The organism is Gordonia sp. IITR100, assembly GCF_002009645.1.
Classification (GTDB): Bacteria; Actinomycetota; Actinomycetes; order Mycobacteriales; family Mycobacteriaceae; genus Gordonia; species Gordonia hongkongensis.
In genome coordinates, this window is the sequence record NZ_MVKV01000001.1 from 568,930 (window position 1) to 587,030 (window position 18,101).

The window sequence follows — 18,101 nt, forward strand, 5'->3', positions numbered from 1 at the left end:
GGCCCACTTACTGCTCCCAGCGGGAGACCGGAGCCTGCGGAGGCCGTCACCAACCTCCAGAGCCGCGGGGTGGGCCCTAGGTACCCCGGGGGACGTCGCTTACGATGAGGCACCGTGCCTGTGACAGCCCCGACCTCGCCTGAGGATTCCGCCGAACCGTCCTCGTCGGGGCCGGAATCGTCGGGGCACGGGACCAGGATTTCCGCGGGCACCTCCCGGTGGATCGCGATCGTGGCGGGGATCGCCGGCATCGTGCTGTGTGCCCTCACCCCGCTGCTGCCGGTCAAGGCCGTCGACGCCGGTTTCGAGTGGCCGGCCGGGCAGGATCTGAACGCCGACACGTCGTCGGTGATGGCGCCGCTCATCGCGCAGACCCCGCAGACCCTCGACGCGAGCATCCCGTGCGCGACGCTGACGTCGGCACCGGACGGCGTGGTCCTCGCCACGATGCCGACCAACGCACCACGCTCGAAGTCCTCGTCGCTGTGGGTCACCGCCACCGACGCCGCGATCACCGTGACCTTCCGGAACAGTCTCGCCGCGACCGCCTCCCGCGCCGACCTGAGCCGATGCTCGGAACTGCGCATCTTCTCCGCCCCCACCGGCCCGGGTGCGCAGTTCGTCGGGCTCGGCGAGTCGACGACCCTGCCGCCGGACCGCCGCCCGCAGGTCGACGGCATCTTCAGCAACCTCAGCCCGGAACAGGCACGCGACGCCGCTGGTAACGGCCTGCGCGTGCAGGTGGCCATCGACAACCGGTACGAGTCGTCCCCGTCGATCCTCAAGATCATCGTGATGGTGCTCGCCGCGCTGTCGGTACTCGTCGCCGTCGTCGCGCTCGGGCTGCTCGACCGCATCGGCGGGTACCACCGGCGGATCGGCGCGCGCACCCGCTCGTGGTGGCATTCACTGAAACCCCGGGCCAGCGACTTGGTCGTCACCGCGATCCTGCTGGTTTGGAGCGTCCTCGGGGCCGGTTCGCCCGACGACGGTTACATCCTCAACATGGGCCGTACCGCCGACGGTTTCGGCTACCTCGCCAACTACTACCGCTTCTACGGCATCCCCGAAGCACCGTTCGACTGGTACTACAGCTTCCTCGCGGCGTGGTCGTCGGTCTCGCCGTCCGTGCTGTGGATGCACATCCCGCAACTCGTCGCCGGACTCGTGTCGTGGTTCGTCCTGAGCCGGGTGCTGCTGCCACGCCTCGGCCCCGCGGTACGGCGCAGTTCGTGGGCCATCTGGGCGGGCGCCCTGACGTTCACCGCGTTCTGGTTGCCGTTCTGCAGCGGCTTGCGCAGCGAGGGGATCATCGTCCTCGGTTCGCTACTGACCTGGTGGGCAGCGGAATACGCCATCGCGACCCGGCGGCTCCTGCCCGCGGCACTGGCCGCCCTAGTCGCGGGCTTCACCCTGGCGCTCGCCCCGCACGGCGTCGTCGGCGTGGCCATCCTGCTGGTGGCGGCCCGCTCACTGCTGCACATCCTCATCGACCGACGGAACCGGATGGACGGATCCCGCTGGGCGGCAACGCTCGCCCTCCTCGCGCCGATCGCCGCCGCCGGCATGGTGGTGCTCATCGTGGTGTTCCGCGATCAGACCCTGGCCACCGTCCTCGAAGCGATCAAGCTGCGCTACTCGGTCGGGCCGGTCATCTCCTGGCATCAGGAGTTCCTGCGGTACTACTTCATCTCGGTCGTCACCGACGACGGCGCCCTCACCCGTCGCGTACCGCTGCTCCTGCTGCTCGCCGGCCTGTTCGTCACGGTCGCGGTCATGTTGCGGCGCACGAGGATTCGCGGAGTCGACCCGGGACCCGTCTGGCGTCTCATCGGCGCCGTCGGGGTCACCCTCCTCCTGTTCGCGTTCACGCCGACCAAGTGGACCATCCAGTTCGGCGTGCTCGCCGGGCTGGCGGCGGCGATCGCGGCGGCGGCCACCGTCGCCGTGGCCCAGTCGGCGGCGCGTTCGGCGCGAAACCTGACGGTCTTCGTCTCCGGACTGTTGTTCGCGATGGCCGCCGCGATGGCCGGTTACAACTCGTGGCCGTTCCTCTACGAATACGGCATCTCCTGGTTCGATCGCGCCCCCGTCATCGCCGGCTACCAGGCGTCGACGCTGTTCCTCATCCTCGCCGTGATCGCGGCCGCGGTCGCGGTCTGGCAACACCTGCGGCTGGACTACGTGACCAATCGCGGTCTCGCACATGCCGACACCGGGCCCGGCGAGACCCGAGCCGATCGCCGACGGCTCTTTCTCGCCTCCTCACCACTGGCGGTGATCGCCGGTCTGCTGGTGATCGTGGAGTTACTGCTGTTCGCCAAAGCCGCGGTGACCCGGTACCCGGCGTCGACCGCACTCGCCGAGAACCTGAACACGCTGCGCGGCAACAGCTGTGGCCTCGCCGACGATGTCCTCGTCGAACTCGATCCCAACGCCGGCATGCTCACCCCGGCCGGCGGCGCCACCACGACGCAGGCGCTGCGCGGCGAGAACCCGGTCGGGTTCTCCCCGAACGGGATTCCCGACGACCTCCAGCCCGAGCCGGGTAGCCAGCGCCCCGGACAGATGAACGTGTCGGCGAGTATGGCCCGCCCGTTCGCGATCACCGGCGGGCTGGGCGCCGGGACCACCGGCGGGCGCGGACCGGAGACCGTGAACGGTTCCACCGCCAAGTTGCCGTACGGGCTCGACCCCGCCACCACGCCGGTCCTGGGCAGCTACGGGTATCCGGGCGAGGCCCGGCTCACGACCGGTTGGTACGACCTGCCCGCCGACCGCGCGGCGTCACCGCTGCTGGTGTTCAGCACCGCGGGCGCCGTCTCGACCATCGACACCTTCGGCGTACGCAACTTCGGGCAGAAGATGGTGGTGCAGTTCGGCCGCCCGGGTGCGGACGGGAACTTCGAACAGGTCGGCCCCGACATCCTGCCCATCGACCCCGGTCCCGTGATCCTGAACATGCCCTGGCGCAACATGCGCGTACCGATGTCGGCCGCCCCGCCGCGTGCGACCGTGATGCGATTGTCGCTGCAGGACAACAACCTCGGCGAGAAGCAGTTCATCGGGATCACCCCGCCGCGCGCACCGCGGTTGCAGACGCTGCAGGCGGTCGTCGGCTCGACGGCACCCACCCTCATCGACTTCGGGGTGGCGTCGCACTTCCCGTGCCAGCGGCCGATGGGTGTGTCCCACGGTGTCGCCCAGGTCCCGCAGTGGCGCATCCTGGGTGACTATCCGCTGACCAATTCCCAGTCCAAGACGTGGCAGGCCGGCGTGGACGGCGGGTTGCTGGGGATCTCGGAGGCCACCACGTCCGCATCGGCGGTCTCGACGTACCTGCAGGACGACTGGGTGCGCGACTGGGGCGCACTGGAGAAGCTGACCCCGCTCGTGTCCGACGCACCAGACGCGCGGATCGACACGGCACAGACGACGCAATGGGGCTGGTCACGAGCCGGCTCGATCAGGGTGGAGCCCCAATCCGATGAGTGAGTCCCGTACGCCTCGTACGTCCCGTATGGCGACCAGGGTCAACCCGAAGATCGTCGCGACCGTCACCGGTCTGCTCGGATTCCTGCTGGCGATCCTCACCCCGCTGTTGCCGGTGAATCAGTCAACCGCCGAACTGCAGTGGCCGCAGGGCGGCGACGTCTCCGATGTCGCCGCCCCGCTGGTCTCCTTCGTGCCGATCGACATGGAGACGTCGGTTCCGTGTTCACTCGCCACCCGCCTGCCCGACCAGGGCGGAGTACTGCTGTCGACGATCCCCGAAGGCGGCCAGGACGCCGGGGCCCGCGGGCTCTTCGTCCGGGCGACGTCCGACGCTCTGACCCTCACCGACCGCAACGTCGCCCTGCTGAACACCGATCGAGCGGCCGCGCAATCGAATCCGAACTGTCGCATCGTCTTCCGGGCCGACGGCGAGGGGGTGAGCGGACGATTCGAGGGCCTGCCCGAACCGGCCGCGGACTCCGGCGCCGCGCACGGCTTCGCGCTGGCCGACCACGAGATGCGTCCCCAGATCGTCGGCGTCTACAGCGATCTGCCCGCCGATGTCTCACGTGACGGGTTGTCGCTGCGCGCCACCATCGACACCCGCTACGTCAGCACCCCGACCCTGCTGAAGCTCACCGCGATCGTGCTCGGCATCCTCATGACGATCGTCTCGCTGATCGCGCTCGGCATCCTCGACCGCCGGGACGGCCGCAGCCACAAGCGTTTCCTGCCGTCGGGCTGGTTCACGATCCGGCCGCCCGATGTCGCGGTGTTCGCGATTCTCGCCTTCTGGTGGTTCGCGGGCGCCAACACCTCCGACGACGGCTACAACTTCATCGTCGGCCGGATCACCGGAGACGCCGGGTACGCCGACAACTACTTCCGCTACTTCGGTGTGCCGCAGGACCCGTTCGGCTGGCACTTCCAGGTCATCTCGGCCATGACGGACGTGAGCGTCGCGGCACCGTTCATGCGACTACCGGCCTTCCTCCTCGGGTTGCTGGGCTGGTGGCTCATCAGCCGAGAGGTGATCCCGCGCCTGGGCCGCGCGGTGCGGCACAGCACGCCGGCGGTGTGGTCGGCCGCGTTCGTCTTCCTCGCGATCTGGTTGCCGTTCAACAACGGTCTGCGTCCGGAACCGGCCGAGGCCGTCGGCGCTCTGCTCACCTGGTGCTGCGTGGAACGCGCAATCGCGACCCGCCGACTGCTCCCCTACGCCGTCGCGGTGGTCACCGCCGCCTTCACCCTCGCGCTCGCGCCCGGCGGCCTGATGGCGGTCGCCGCACTGCTGGCCGGGATCCGACCGATCGTGAAGACCCTGGTGTCGCGCCGGTCCCGGGACGGCCTGCTCCCGATGCTCGCCCCCATCCTGGCCGCCGGCACCGCTGTGCTGTTCCAGATCTTCGCCGATCAGCCGCTCGCGCCGTTGATCGCGGGCAACAAGGTCGCCTCCGACGTCGGTCCGACACTCGAGTGGTGGCAGGAGCCGATCCGCTACTACTACCTGATCCTTCCGACAGCCGACGGCACGCTCGCACGACGCTTCGGCGTGCTGGCGATGATCCTTTGCCTCTTCGTCGTACTGCTCCGCCTCCTCCGTCGGGAGCACCCGAACGGCGTTGCGCGCGCGCCGATCTGGCGCCTGGTCGCGGTGACCCTCGGCACCATGTTCTTCATCGCCTTCACACCGACCAAGTGGACCCACCACTTCGGTGTGTACGCGGGTATCGCCGCGGGCCTCGCCGCCGCGGCGGGCGCCATGATGGCGCCGGCGGTGCTGCGATCGCGCCGCAACCGCAGCTTCTTCGCGGCCGCGGTGCTGGCGATCACCGGGATCTCCTTCGCCGGCACCAACGGCTGGTGGTTCGTGGGCAGCTACGGCGTCCCGTGGTGGGACCGCCCACCCACGGTGGGCGGCATCAACATCGCCTGGTTCATCCTCGTCGCCGCGGTCGCCACCGCACTGGCGGGTCTGTGGTTCCACTTCCGCGACGACTTCGTCGACGAGACGACCCGAACCCGGGGCGGCGACAAGTGGTATTCGAAGCTGAAGTTCTCCCCGCTGCCGGTCATCGCCGGGATGATGGTGCTGTTCATGGTCGCCTCGTTCGCGAAAGGCGCCTACGAGCAGCGTGATTCGTGGTCGTGGATGAAGTCCAACGCACGCGCCCTCACCGGCAACTCGTGCGGGCTGGCCAACGACGTCCTCGTGGAGGCCGATCCCACCGCCGGTCTGCTGCGACCCGCGGCCGTCGACGGACGGCCGGCGCCGAGTGTCGCCGCCGCGCTGGCCGGCCCGGACGCCATCGGATTCACCCCCAACGGCGTACCCGGGCGGCTCTCGGTCGACGCGACCGAGAGCACCGAGTCGTCGACCACCTCGGGTGCGCAGAACAGCGCCCAGACCGGTGCGGGTTCCGACGAATCCGCCGACAGCTCATCCGCGCAGGGCGGCACCGAGGGCGGCCAGGGCGCCCGCGGCGTCAACGGATCGACGGTGCGTCTGCCGTTCGGACTCGACCCCGCCGTGACGCCCGTGCTGGGCAGCTACGGCTCGCCGTCGGGCACCGGGTCGCTGACCTCGGACTGGTACCAGCTGCCCGAACGCTCCGAGGACGCCCCGCTGCTGACGATGGCGGTCGCCGGCTCGGTGGAGGCGGTCGACGGCATCGGGGTGGTCCACGCCGGCCAGAAGGTCACGATGCAGTTCGGCCGGGTCGAGACCGACGGTCGGGTGACTGCTCTGGGCCGGATGTTCCCGATCGACATCGGCGAGACCCCGACCTGGCGCAACCTGCGGTTCCCGCTCGCCGATGCGCCGCAGCGGGCGACCGTCGTGCGGGTCGAGGTCGCCGACACCGCGGCCGCACCGTCGGAGTGGGTGGCGGTCACGCCGCCGCGGGTCAGCACCCTGGCCACGCTCAACGACGTGGTCGGTCAGACCGACCCGGTCTTCATCGACTGGCTGCCCGGCATGGTCTTCCCGTGCCAGCAGCCGATGAAGGTGCGCAACGGCGTCCTCGAGGTGCCGCAGTGGCGGATCATGCCCGACGCCGAGGCCACCCGGAAGAACAGCCAGACCTGGATGTCGGGAACCGCGGGCGGCCCGCTCGGCATCACCGAGGCGATGCTGCGTCCGACCCTCCTGCCCACCTACCTCCGTAACAACTGGGGACGTGACTGGGGCGGCCTGCAGAAGTTCACCGAGATCATCCCGGCGCCGGCTGCGGAACTTGACCTCGGGACGGCTCGCCGTTCAGGGTTGTACGACCCCGCGCCGATGCGCTCCAGCGGGTATTGATCTGGTGTCTGACACCGCGCCGACCTGGGGTTTCCCTTTCCCCACGGTCGGTGCGGCAAACACGCTCGAGACCTTCGTTATCTCACTGTGATGTGCTGTCTCGGTTCCGTCACTCATGGCCGGCAGCCCTCGTCACGGCGCCGATACCGGCCTAATTTCGAGACATGCCTTCATTCACCGCACCTGGACTCAGCAACGAAGCCGCCAACGAGGTCGTGGGCATCCTGCAGGAGCGCCTCAGCGCGCTGAACGACCTGCACCTCACCCTCAAGCACATCCACTGGAACGTGGTCGGCGCGAACTTCATCGGCGTGCACGAGATGATCGACCCGCAGGTCGAGCTCGTCCGCGGCTACGCGGACACCATCGCCGAACGCATCGCCACGCTCGGAGCGTCGCCGAAGGGCACCGCCAAGGCGATCGAGAACGACCGCTCGTGGAACGACTACTCCATCGGACGCGACACCGCGCAGGCACACCTCGGCGCGCTCGACCTGGTCTATGACGGGTTCATCACCTCGCACCGCGACGGCATCAAGAAGATCGGCGACATCGATCCGATCACCGAGGACATCCTCATCGGACAGACCGCCGAACTGGAGAAGTTCCAGTGGTTCGTCCGCGCACACCTCGAGAGCTACACCGGTGAGCTCACCCATGCCGGCGCCAGCGGCGAAAAGGCAGCGGCCGACGCAGCCCGCTGACCTGGCGCAACAGACCGAGTAGCGGGTCACCACACCCCCGGACCCGCCCCGGAACCGCGGTCGCGACCTTCCGCCCAGTTGGTCGCGGCCGCGGTAACACCTCTCCGTACCCAACACCTACGAACAGGCACTGACACCCGCACCCGGATTCACAGCCGAATACCTTGCGCCGCTTGGGACCTCAGGGACCAAGGGCTTCTCGACCATGTCCACCGTTCGTGGTTTGTTACGCTGGCCACAGGCTAACGCCGCGAACAGGATGTGAAGCAATCCGCGTCCACCAGATCGATCGGGGCGCTCTTCCGCTCTGACGGGGAGGCACGTGTGTCCGAAACGCGATCATTCACCCTGTTCGATGATCTGGAGCTCCACATGCAGTTCGCGCCGGTCTGCCGGCTGTCCGATGGCGCTCTCGCCGCCGTCGAACTGCAGCTCCGGGGGCCGGCCGGTACCCGGCTCGCCACCGCCGCCGCCCTCAAACGCGCCGCCCGTCTTGTCGAAGAACACCCTGTGCTCGACGAGCGGAAGCGCAAGATGGCCGCGTCCCAACGTGCGCAGTCGCTGGCCAAGATCCTGCCGCTGCTGGTCTCCCTCGATCTCGACCTGATCGACAACCTCGACGACGAGACGGCGCGCAGCCTCGAACGTCACGTCATGGTCATCCTCCCCGACGCCGTCGAACGCAGCCCGCAGCGGACACTCGCCCGCGTCGCCCGCGCCCGGGCGGCCGGCAAGATCATCTGCGTCGACGGGCTCGTCCGCAGCGAGCACGCGGCCACGCTGCTCTCCCTCGTCGAACCCGACATCATCGTCACCGGTGCCGAACTGCTCACGTCGCAGACCAACTCCGACGCCGCGCACCTGGCCCACGCGCTGGCCGCGCACACCGAACGCAGCCATGCCGTCGTCATCGCCGAGGGCGTCGACGACGAGGCCACCCGGATCACCGCCCAGACGATGGGCGCCGCTTTCGGTATCGGCGACCTGTATCCCGCCGTGACCGACCCGTCCGTCCTCGCCAGCCGGACCGTCGTGCCGCTGCCCGAGATGCCGGTGTGGACCACCCCCGGCCCGGACAAGTCGACGCCGTACCGCATCGCGTCGACCTCGATCCCGCCGCGTATGGGCAACAAACGCCTGCTCATCGAGATGAGCAAGGCACTCGAGGAGCAGGCGGCCATCGGTGGCGCCGCGATCGTGTTGGGCACCTTCCAGTTCGCCGAACACTTCACCTCGCGAACCGCCAAGCGGTGGCGGGAGATGTCGGAGAAGACCGGTCTGGCCGGGGTCTACGGAGTCGGGTTGCCCGACATCCGGGACGGGAACGTCCACCGCGCGCCGCTCGACGCGGAGGACGACCTGATCAACGAGTGGAATGTCGCCGTCCTCGGGCCGCATTTCGCGGCGCTGCTCTCGGCGCGCGACCAGCACGACGCCGGTCCCGATCTCGAGCGCACCTTCGAGTTCGTGCAGACCTACGACCGCATGACCGTCACCCAGGCCGTGCACTCGATCCTCATGCGGTTCTCCTGATCCGAGTCGCGCGCGGGACGTGACCTCGACGGACGCGGCGGCCTCGCTGCGCTCGGACGACGCTGCTCGGCCAGCGGGCGGAACTCCGGCGGCCTCGCAGCGCTCGGACGACGCTGCTCGGCCAGCAGGCGGGGAGCCGGCGGCCTCGCAGCGCTCGGACGACGCTGCTCGGCCAGCGGGCGGAACTCCGGCGGTCTCGCTGCACTCGGACGACGCTGCTCGGCCAGCGGGCGGGGAGCCGGCGGTCTCGCCTCTCCCGCTGGTTGAGCAGGTGACGAGCGCAGCGAGGAGCCGTGTCGAAGCCACCCAAGCCACATCGAGCTATCCGGTCAGGGGATTTGGGTTTGTCACAGCATGGCTGACTACGATGCGCCTGTGCCGAAGTCGCCTGAAGTGTCCGCTGGCAACGCCGACACCACCGTTGGAGCTGCTGCCCAGCGTGCGTCCGGCGCACCGCAGTCCCGCACCGTCGCGCTCGTCGCCGCGGTCGCCGGGCTCATCGCCGTCGTCGCCGGCATCCTGACCCCGTTCCTGCCCGTCAGCACCTCGACGGCGTCGATCACGTGGCCACAACAGACCGACACCTCGGCATCGGTCACGGCTCCGCTCGTGGCGCAGACCGCACGGAACGTCGACATCTCGATCCCGTGTCGCGTGCTGTCGACGACCCCCGCCGACTCGTCGACCGTCGTGCTGTCGACGATGCCCGTGGCCGCGGTGAAAGCGCGGGACAACGGGCTGTTCGTCGTCGCCGACGCGAACGGTGTATCCGTCACCAACCGCAACAAGACGCTTGCCTCGGTGCCGCGGGACGCGCTGGCCGGTTGTACCGAACTCCGCATCTTCTCCGACGCCACGACGACCGGCGCACAATTCGTCGGTCTGCCCCCGGGACCGGCGATCGCGGGCGGCGGCGCCATCGGCCTCGCCGAACCGGCGTCGAACCCGCAGATCGCCGGCATCTTCACCGACCTCACGCCCGAACAGCTCCGGGCCGCCCCGGGTGTCGACGTCCGCCTCGAGATCGACGATCGCTTCGACTCGTCGCCGTCGATCCTCAAGTGGGTGGTGATGGTCGTCGGCGTCGGAGCCGCGATCGTCGCGCTCGTGGCCGTCGGACGCCTCGACCGCATCCACGGCTATCATCGACGAGTCGGCCGGCGCCTCCGGTGGCGCCGGGTCCTGCGCCCCGCGCCCACCGACATCGGCGTGACGGTGACGCTGGTGGTCTGGCACTTCCTCGGGGCGGGGTCACCCGACGACGGTTACATCCTCAACATGGGGCGCAACGCCGCCGACACCGGATACCTCGCGAACTACTACCGCTTCTACGGCATCCCCGAAGCGCCGTTCGACTGGTACTACAACTTCCTGGCGTACTGGTCGACCATCTCGACGACCGGCCTGTGGATGCGGCTCCCGTCCCTGTTCGCGGGTCTGGCCGCCTGGTTCATCCTCAGCCGAGTCCTACTGCCCCGCCTGGGTGGCGCCGTGCGGCGGTCACAGTGGGCGATGCTCACCGGCGCGGCGGTCTTCCTCGCGTTCTGGCTCCCGATGTGTTCGGGGCTGCGCAGCGAGGGAATCATCGTCCTCGGCACCCTGGCGACCTGGTGGGCGGTGGAGGTCACGGTCTCGACGCGACGGATGCTGCCGGCCGTCATCGCCGCATTCACTGCCGCGCTGACGCTCGCCCTGGCCCCGCATGGTCTCGTCGCGCTCGCCCTGCTCATCGCGAGCGCCCGGCCCATGCTCCGCATCCTGGTCCGACGCCGCGCCGAAGACGGGCTCCTGCCGCTGCTCGCCCCCCTTCTCGCGGGTGTGGCGCTGGTCGTCATCATCGTCTTCCGCGACCAGACCCTCGCGACCGTCTTCGAGGCCCTGCGGATCCGTTACTCGGTCGGTCCGACGCTGGCGTGGTATCAGGAACTCCTGCGCTACTACTTCCTCGCGGTGAACACCACCGACGGCGCCCTGGCCCGCCGCATCCCGGTGCTCCTGTTCGCCGTGTCCATGTTCGTCGTCCTGGCGATCATGTTGCGCCGCAAGCGGATCGACGGCCTCGATCCGGGTGCGGTGTGGCGCGCACTGGGCGCCTCCCTGCTGACGATCCTGTTCCTGTCGTTCACGCCGACGAAGTGGACCATCCAGTTCGGCATCTTCGCCGGCCTCGGCGCGGCGCTGGCCGCCGTCGCCTGCGTGGCGATCGGGCAGGCGGCGCGCCGCACGCTCCGCAACCTGTCGATCCTGGTCGCCGGGCTGCTGGTGGCGTGCGCGGCCGCAGCGGCGGGCAAGAACGCCTGGCCGTGGCCCTACAACTTCGGCATCGCCTGGTTCGACAAGGCACCTGTCGTCGCCGGGATCCAGGTGTCGACCGTGCTCCTCGCGCTCGCGGTGGTGGCATTGCTGTTCGCCATCTGGCAACACCTCCGGATGGACTTCGTCGACGAGACCGGCCTCGCCCATGACCGCGGTGCCGCGCCCGCCGGCTGGCGCATCGGGGTCGCCTCCGCGCCGATCGCGGTGATCGCCGTCCTCATCGTCGTCAGTGAACTCGCGGTGTTCGCGAAGGCCGCGACCAGCCGCGCGGACACCTTCACGATGCTGTCCGCCAATCTCGACTCCGCGCGCGGAAACACCTGCGCGATGGCCGATTCCGTGCTCGTCGAACCCGATCCCAATCGCGGCATGCTGACGCCGGCGGACGGCGGCACGGCGTCGTCGACGCTGCAGGGTCAGTCCCAGGGATTCCGTCCCGACGGGGTGAAGCCCGATCTGACGCCGCAGGCCGGAGCCCAGAAACCCGGCGCGATGAACACCTCGGCGGACCTGTCGAAGACGTTCATCGTCTACGGCAGCAACCCGGGAACCACCGGCGGCGTCGGGCCTCGCGGCGTCAACGGCAGCACTGCCGCACTGCCGTTCGGTCTCGATCCGGCGACCACACCCGTGCTGGGGAGCCACGAGACCAACAGCGGCCAGGCCACTCTGACCACCGGTTGGTATCGCCTGCCCGCCCGCGACTCCTCGCCGCTGATCGTCATCACCGCCGCCGGCGCGGTTTTCACGCTCGACCGGGACGGCGTCCCGAACTTCGGGCAGGCGTTGGAGGTCCAGTTCGGTAGGGAGTCCGAAGCCGGCGCCGGGAGCGAAGCGAGCGGGCCGAATGTTCCTGCCAACGGACAGTTCGAGGAGGTCGGCGCGCCCGCGATCCCGATCGACCCCGAGCGGACCAACCGCCCGTGGCGAAACCTGCGCATCCCGATGGACCGCGTTCCCGCTGATGCGACCGTGATGCGGATCGTCGCCCGGGACAACAACCTCGACCCGGACCAATGGCTCGCGGTCACCCCGCCGCGGGCCCCGGTGCTGCAGACCCTCCAGACCGTCGTCGGCTCCACCGATCCCGTGCTCATCGACTTCGCCGCCGGCGCGGTGTTCCCGTGCCAGCGTCCGATGACCGCCCACCACGGCGTCTTCGACCTCCCGCAGTGGCGCATCCTGCCCGAGTCGTGGATCGCCAACTCGCAGTCCAAGACCTGGATGGCCACCGAGGACGGCGGACTGCTGGCGCCGGTGGAGGCGCTCACGCGGCCGTCGACCCTCGCCACCTACCTCGACGACGACTGGTACCGCGAGTGGGGCAACCTGCAGCGCCTGACCCCGTTGGTGCCGCAGGCGCGACCCGCGGAGGTGCAGACGGGAACGTCGACCACCTGGGGATGGTCGCGCCCCGGCCCGATCAGGGTGGTGCCCGAAGATGACTGACCCCGACCACTCGCACGCCGAACCGGCGACGCGGCACACCGGAGAGAACCAGGCAGACGTGGCAGACACCGACACTTCTTCCCGAAGTCCCGCCGACACCGCGTCATTCGTGAGTGACCGCCGCCCGGGCTTCGCCGAACGCCACGCCGGCACCGCGCGTATCGTCGCGATGGCCGCGGGCATCGTGGGCATCCTGCTAGCACTGCTCAGCCCGTTCCTGCCGGTCGACTACACGAAGGCCGAACTGACCTGGCCGCAACAGGGTTCGGTGGCGAACGTCGCCGCACCGAACGTGTCGTTCGTCCCGGTCTCGATGGACGTCACGGTTCCGTGTGCACTCGGCGCGTCCTTGCCCGCGTCCGGCGGAGTGCTGTTGTCGACGGTGCCCGAAGGCGGCGCGGAGGCAGGCAAGGTCGGCCTCTTCGTCCGGGCCACCGCTGACTCGCTCCAGGTCGTGCAACGAAACGTCGTGCTGCTCAACACTCCTCGCGCGGCCGCACAGTCGGCGCCGGACTGTCGGATCGTCGTCGAATCCGACACCGAAGGCACGCGGGGGTCGATCCAGGGTCTGCCGGAGAACGCCGCCGGCGCCGGGAGCGGAGGGAGCGGGCCGAATGACGATGAGGCCGGCGCTGTCCGGTCCTTCGATCTGCGGGATCCCAACGCCCGGCCGCAGATCATCGGTGTGTACTCGAGCCTTCCGGCCGACGTCAGCACCGACGGACTCTCCTTCCGGTCGACCATCGACACCCGGTTCGTCTCCACGCCCACGACACTCAAGTTCTGGCTGCTGGTCCTCGGCATCGCGTCGACGATCCTCTCCCTTGCCGCGCTGGCGGTCCTCGACGCCCGCGACGCGCGCGGCCATCACAAGATCTTCCCGGCGGGCTGGTGGCGCGTACGCCCGGTCGACGGAGTCGTCACCCTGGTGCTGCTGATCTGGTTGTTCGTCGGCGGCAACACCGCCGACGACGGATACCAGGTGACGGTCGGCCGGATCGCCGGCGAGGCCGGTTATCTCGACAACTACTACCGCTACTTCGGTGTCCCGCAGGATCCGTTCGGCTGGCACTACCACTACCTGTCGGCGTGGATGGAGATCAGCACCGCGACGCCGTGGTTGCGATTGTTGCCGTTCCTGTTCGCGATGGCGTCGTGGTGGTTGATCAGCCGGGCGGCGATCCCCCGTCTCGGGCGGGCCGTCCGCGAGTCGACGCCGGCGATCTGGGCTGCCGCCCTGGTCTTCCTGGCGGTGTGGATGCCGTACAACAACGGACTGCGCGTCGAGCCGCTCATCGCGCTGGGCACCATCTTCACCTGGGTGTGCGTCGAGCGCGCGATCGCCACCGGCCGGTTCTTCCCGCTGACGATCGGCATCATCTCCGCGGCGTTCACCCTCACCATCCATCCCACCGGCGTCATCGCCTCGATCGCCCTGATCGCCGGCATCCGGCCGCTCATCAAACGTCTCGCGGTGCGCCGCAAGCGCGACGGTCTGTGGCCGTTGCTTCTCCCGATTCTCGCCGCCGGGCTCGCGGTGATGTTCGAGATCTTCGCCGACCAGCCGCTGGCACCGATCCTGGAAGCGGTGTCGGTCAACGGACAGGTCGGCCCCACCAACAAGTGGTGGGAAGAGCCGATGCGCTACTACATGCTGATGAATCCGACCGCCGATGGCGGAATCGCCCGGCGTTTCGGCATTCTCATCGTGTTCACCTGCTTCGTCCTGGTCGTGGTGATGCTGCTCAACCGGCGCCGCCTGCCCGGCATCGCCACCGCACCCACGTGGCGTCTGGTCGCCATGGTCGCCGGCTCGGCCGTGCTGATGGCATTCCTGCCGACCAAGTGGACCCACCAGCTCGGTGTGTACGCCGCGATCGGCGGCGCGCTCGCCGCAGTGGCGACCGCCTGCGCCGATCGCACGATCATGCGTCGTCGCCGCAACCGGACCCTGTTCGCCGCCGCCTGCGCATATGTCCTGGCGCTCGCGTTCTCCGGACGCAACCAGTGGTGGTACGTCGGCAGCTACGGAATCCCCTGGCGGGACGCGGTTCCCGACGTCCGGGGCATCCCGCTCTGGACCGGGATCCTCGCGGTGGCAGTAGCGCTGACCGCCCTCGGTCTGTGGCAGCATTTCCGCGACGACTACGTCGACGACGCCGTCCGGACCGGTGCGTCGCGGTCGGTGTTCGCCCGACTCCGCAGCCCGTCGATCATCGTCGTGTCGACCATCATGTTGCTGTTCACCCTGGTGTCATTCGCGAAAGCGGACTGGACGCAGCGCAATTCGTGGTCGTGGCTGAGCTCGAACGTCAACGCGCTCCAAGGACAGCCGTGCGCACTCGCCGATGCCGTACTGGTGGAGGACGATCCGAACGCCGGACTGCTGTCACCCGCGCGAGTGGCGGGACAGGACAACCCGTCGCCGGGCGCCGCGCTGGCCGGAACCGGGATGGAAGGGTTCGACCCCAACGGAGTGGCGTCGGACCTGTCCGAGGAGACCGAAGAGGAAGCCGAGGAGTCCTCGTCGGGCACCTCGACCGCGGAAGTCGACCGCACCCAGTCCGATCCGACCGAGGACGGCACCGGCGCCGAGACCGACACCACGACCGGTTCCAGCGACACCAGCGGTGGGCAGACCGCCCAGGCCGGCGTCAACGGGTCGACCGTGAAGCTGCCGTTCGGTCTGTCACCGAGCCAGACCCCGGTCCTCGGAACCTACAACTCCCCCAGCGGCACCGGTCGCCTCACGTCCGACTGGTATCAGTTGCCGGAGAACCCCTCCGGCGAGCAGCCGCTCGTCACGATGTCGGTGGCGGGGCAGGTCGAGTACATCGACGACCTCGCCGTCACCCGGCCCGGACAGCGAGTGCGACTGCAGTTCGGCCGCGTCGCGCCGGACGGCACGGTGGCACCGGCCGGTCAGATGGTGCCGCTCGACATCGGTGGTGCCCCCGAGTGGCGCAACCTGCGCTTCCCGATGGACCAGGCGCCCCCGGGCGCGACGGTGGTCCGCGTTCTCGCCGAGGACACCTCGACGCTGCGCGACCAGTGGCTGGCCGTCACCCCGCCGCGCGTCTCGTCGATGGTGACGCTGAATTCGCTGGTGGGCAGCGAGGATCCGGTGCTCATCGACTGGGAGGCCGGTCTCGCCTTCCCGTGCCAGCGTCCCGCCCAGGTGAAGTACGGGGTCCTGGAGACACCGGAGTGGCGGATCTCGCCGGACCGCGAAGGCGAACGGGTCAACTCGCAGCGCTGGATGGCCGGCGACTCCGGCGGCCCGCTCGGCATCATCGAGAACGAGTTGCGGCCGCGCGTGTACCCGTCGTACCTGCGCAACGACTGGGCCAAGGATTGGGGCATGCTTCAGAGCCTGACCCCGATCCTCCCGCAGACCGACGCCGAATTGACCATCACCACCGACACCCACCACGGACTCTGGACCCCGGGACCCATGCGGGCGGTGAAGAACTAGGCAGTCCTGCTACCCGCGCACTACCACGCACTCTGCTCCCCGAGGAGCGCCCGGACCTTGCGGAGGGCGCGTCGTCACGAAGGGGTCTTCGCGACCCGAGTCACCAAGACCCTTCGTGACGCTCGCAAGCTCGCTCCTCAGGGAGCAGGGGATCTGCAACTTTCTCGGATCAGGGAGCGGAGGGCGGTACAGGTAGCGCTCGCACCTCAGAGCGGAGCGAGGCCCGTCGCTAGATCGGCATCAGGAAGTGCTTGCGCGGGGTCTTGAGGACCTCCTTGTCGCGCAACTGCGCCAACGCCTTGCGGAGCTGCAACCGGGTCTCGGCGGGTTCGATGACCGCGTCGACGTAGCCACGCTCGGCGGCGAGGTAAGGGGTGGCCATCATCGTGTTGTAGAAGTCGATGAACTCGCGGCGGATCTTGTCCGCCTCGGCGGCCGAGAGACCTTCGGTCTGGCGTCGGGTCAGCACCGCGGCCGCCGACTCGGCGCCCATCACCGCGATCTTCGCTGTCGGCCAGGCGAAGTTGACGTCGGCACCGAGGTGCTTGCTGCCCATCACCGCGTAGGCGCCGCCGTAAGCCTTGCGCAGCACGACGGTCACCTTGGGGACATCGGCTTCGACGTAGGCGTACAGGAAGCGGCCGGAGCGTCGGATGGTGCCCTTCTGCTCCTCCGCGAGACCCGGGAGGATGCCCGGGGTGTCCACCAGGAACACCAACGGGATGCTGAAGGCGTTGCAGATGCGCACGAAACGCGTTGCCTTCTCCGACGAGTCGGTGTCGAGCACACCCGACATCACGCTCGGCTGATTGGCGACCACACCCACCGACCGGCCGTCGACCCGTGCGTACCCGGTGATGATGTTGGGCGCGAACAACTCTCCCACCTCGTGAAAGGCGCCGTCGTCGAACAGCTTGATGATGATGTCGTGCATGTCGTACCCGGCGTTGTCGTTGTCGGGCATGAAGTCGTTGAGCGACAGATCGGACTCGGTGATCTCCGGCTCGAGACCCGGGTTGACGACGGGCGGCCGCTCGTAGGCACTCGACGGCATGTACTGCAGGTACTCACGGACCCAGTCGAACGCGGACTTCTCGTCGGGGGCGACGTGATGGATGTTGCCCCACCGCGCCTGATTGTGCGCGCTGCCGAGGTCCTCGGCCGAGATCTCCTCGCCGTTCACCTGTTTCAGCACATCGGGTCCGGTCACGAACATGTACGACTTGTCCTCGACGGCCACCAGGATGTCGGTGTTGGCGGGGGTGTAGACCGCGCCGCCGGCGCACTTGCCCAGGATCACCGAGATCTGCGGCGCGAGACCGGAGAGCAGATCGTTGCGGCGACCCATCTCGGCGTACCACGCGAGTGAGGTGACGGCGTCCTGAATCCGCGCGCCGGCCGAGTCGTTGATACCGACCATCGGGCAGCCGATCTTGCCCGCCCACTCCATCAGCGAGGCGACCTTGCGGCCGAACATCTCACCGACGGTTCCGCCGAAGACCGACTGGTCGTGGGAGAATGCCGCCACCGGGCGCCCGTGCACCAGCCCGTGTCCGGTGACCACGCCGTCGCCGTAACCACTCTCGGCCGCACCCGGCATCTTCGCCAGCGCACCGATCTCGACGAAGGTCCCGGGATCGAAGAGCATGCTCAGACGCTCACGCGGAGAACAGATCCCCTTCGCCGCGCGTTTCGCGAGCGCCTTCTCGCCTCCCGGCTCGCGAGCGGCCTCCAATTTCTGACGGAGGTCGGCGAGCTTGCCTGCGGTGGTGTCAGCCACGGTGTCTCACTTTCTACGCGACCACTGATTGACGATGAGCAGCCG

7 protein-coding genes are annotated in these 18,101 nt (G+C 69.0%); 6 read left to right on the forward strand and 1 reads right to left on the reverse strand.

Annotated features, from left to right (window positions below; translation table 11 throughout):
• The first annotated feature begins 114 nt into the window (after window positions 1–114).
• From B1818_RS02770 to B1818_RS02795, 6 genes are all read left to right on the forward strand, one after another.
• Window positions 115–3,495, forward strand: coding sequence for an arabinosyltransferase domain-containing protein (locus B1818_RS02770; protein WP_197414678.1), 3,381 nt, complete (start codon window positions 115–117; stop codon window positions 3,493–3,495).
• Window positions 3,488–6,799 (forward strand): arabinosyltransferase domain-containing protein, encoded by a 3,312-nt coding sequence (locus B1818_RS02775; protein ID WP_078111875.1) that lies wholly within the window; start codon window positions 3,488–3,490, stop codon window positions 6,797–6,799. The genes B1818_RS02770 and B1818_RS02775 overlap by 8 nt, the downstream gene beginning before the upstream one ends.
• A 164-nt stretch (window positions 6,800–6,963) precedes the next feature.
• A complete protein-coding gene (locus B1818_RS02780; RefSeq protein WP_058250943.1) occupies window positions 6,964–7,503 on the forward strand; it encodes a Dps family protein in 540 nt (179 codons plus the stop codon).
• 324 nt (window positions 7,504–7,827) lie between these two features.
• Window positions 7,828–9,036 carry a DICT sensory domain-containing protein gene (locus B1818_RS02785; protein WP_078111876.1) on the forward strand — a complete coding sequence of 403 codons (1,209 nt, stop codon included), beginning with the start codon at window positions 7,828–7,830 and terminating at the stop codon, window positions 9,034–9,036.
• A gap of 354 nt (window positions 9,037–9,390) precedes the next feature.
• Window positions 9,391–12,801: an arabinosyltransferase domain-containing protein gene (locus tag B1818_RS02790; protein WP_078111877.1), complete on the forward strand. Its 3,411-nt coding sequence runs from the start codon at window positions 9,391–9,393 to the stop codon at window positions 12,799–12,801.
• Window positions 12,794–16,276, forward strand: coding sequence for an arabinosyltransferase domain-containing protein (locus B1818_RS02795; protein ID WP_058250941.1), 3,483 nt, complete (start codon window positions 12,794–12,796; stop codon window positions 16,274–16,276). The genes B1818_RS02790 and B1818_RS02795 overlap by 8 nt, the downstream gene beginning before the upstream one ends.
• Before the next feature lie 229 nt (window positions 16,277–16,505).
• Here the strand turns inward: B1818_RS02795 and B1818_RS02800 are convergent, their stop codons facing one another.
• Complete coding sequence (locus tag B1818_RS02800; RefSeq protein ID WP_058250940.1) at window positions 16,506–18,056, reverse strand: acyl-CoA carboxylase subunit beta; 1,551 nt, start codon at window positions 18,054–18,056, stop codon at window positions 16,506–16,508.
• Between the last annotated feature and the right edge of the window lie 45 nt (window positions 18,057–18,101).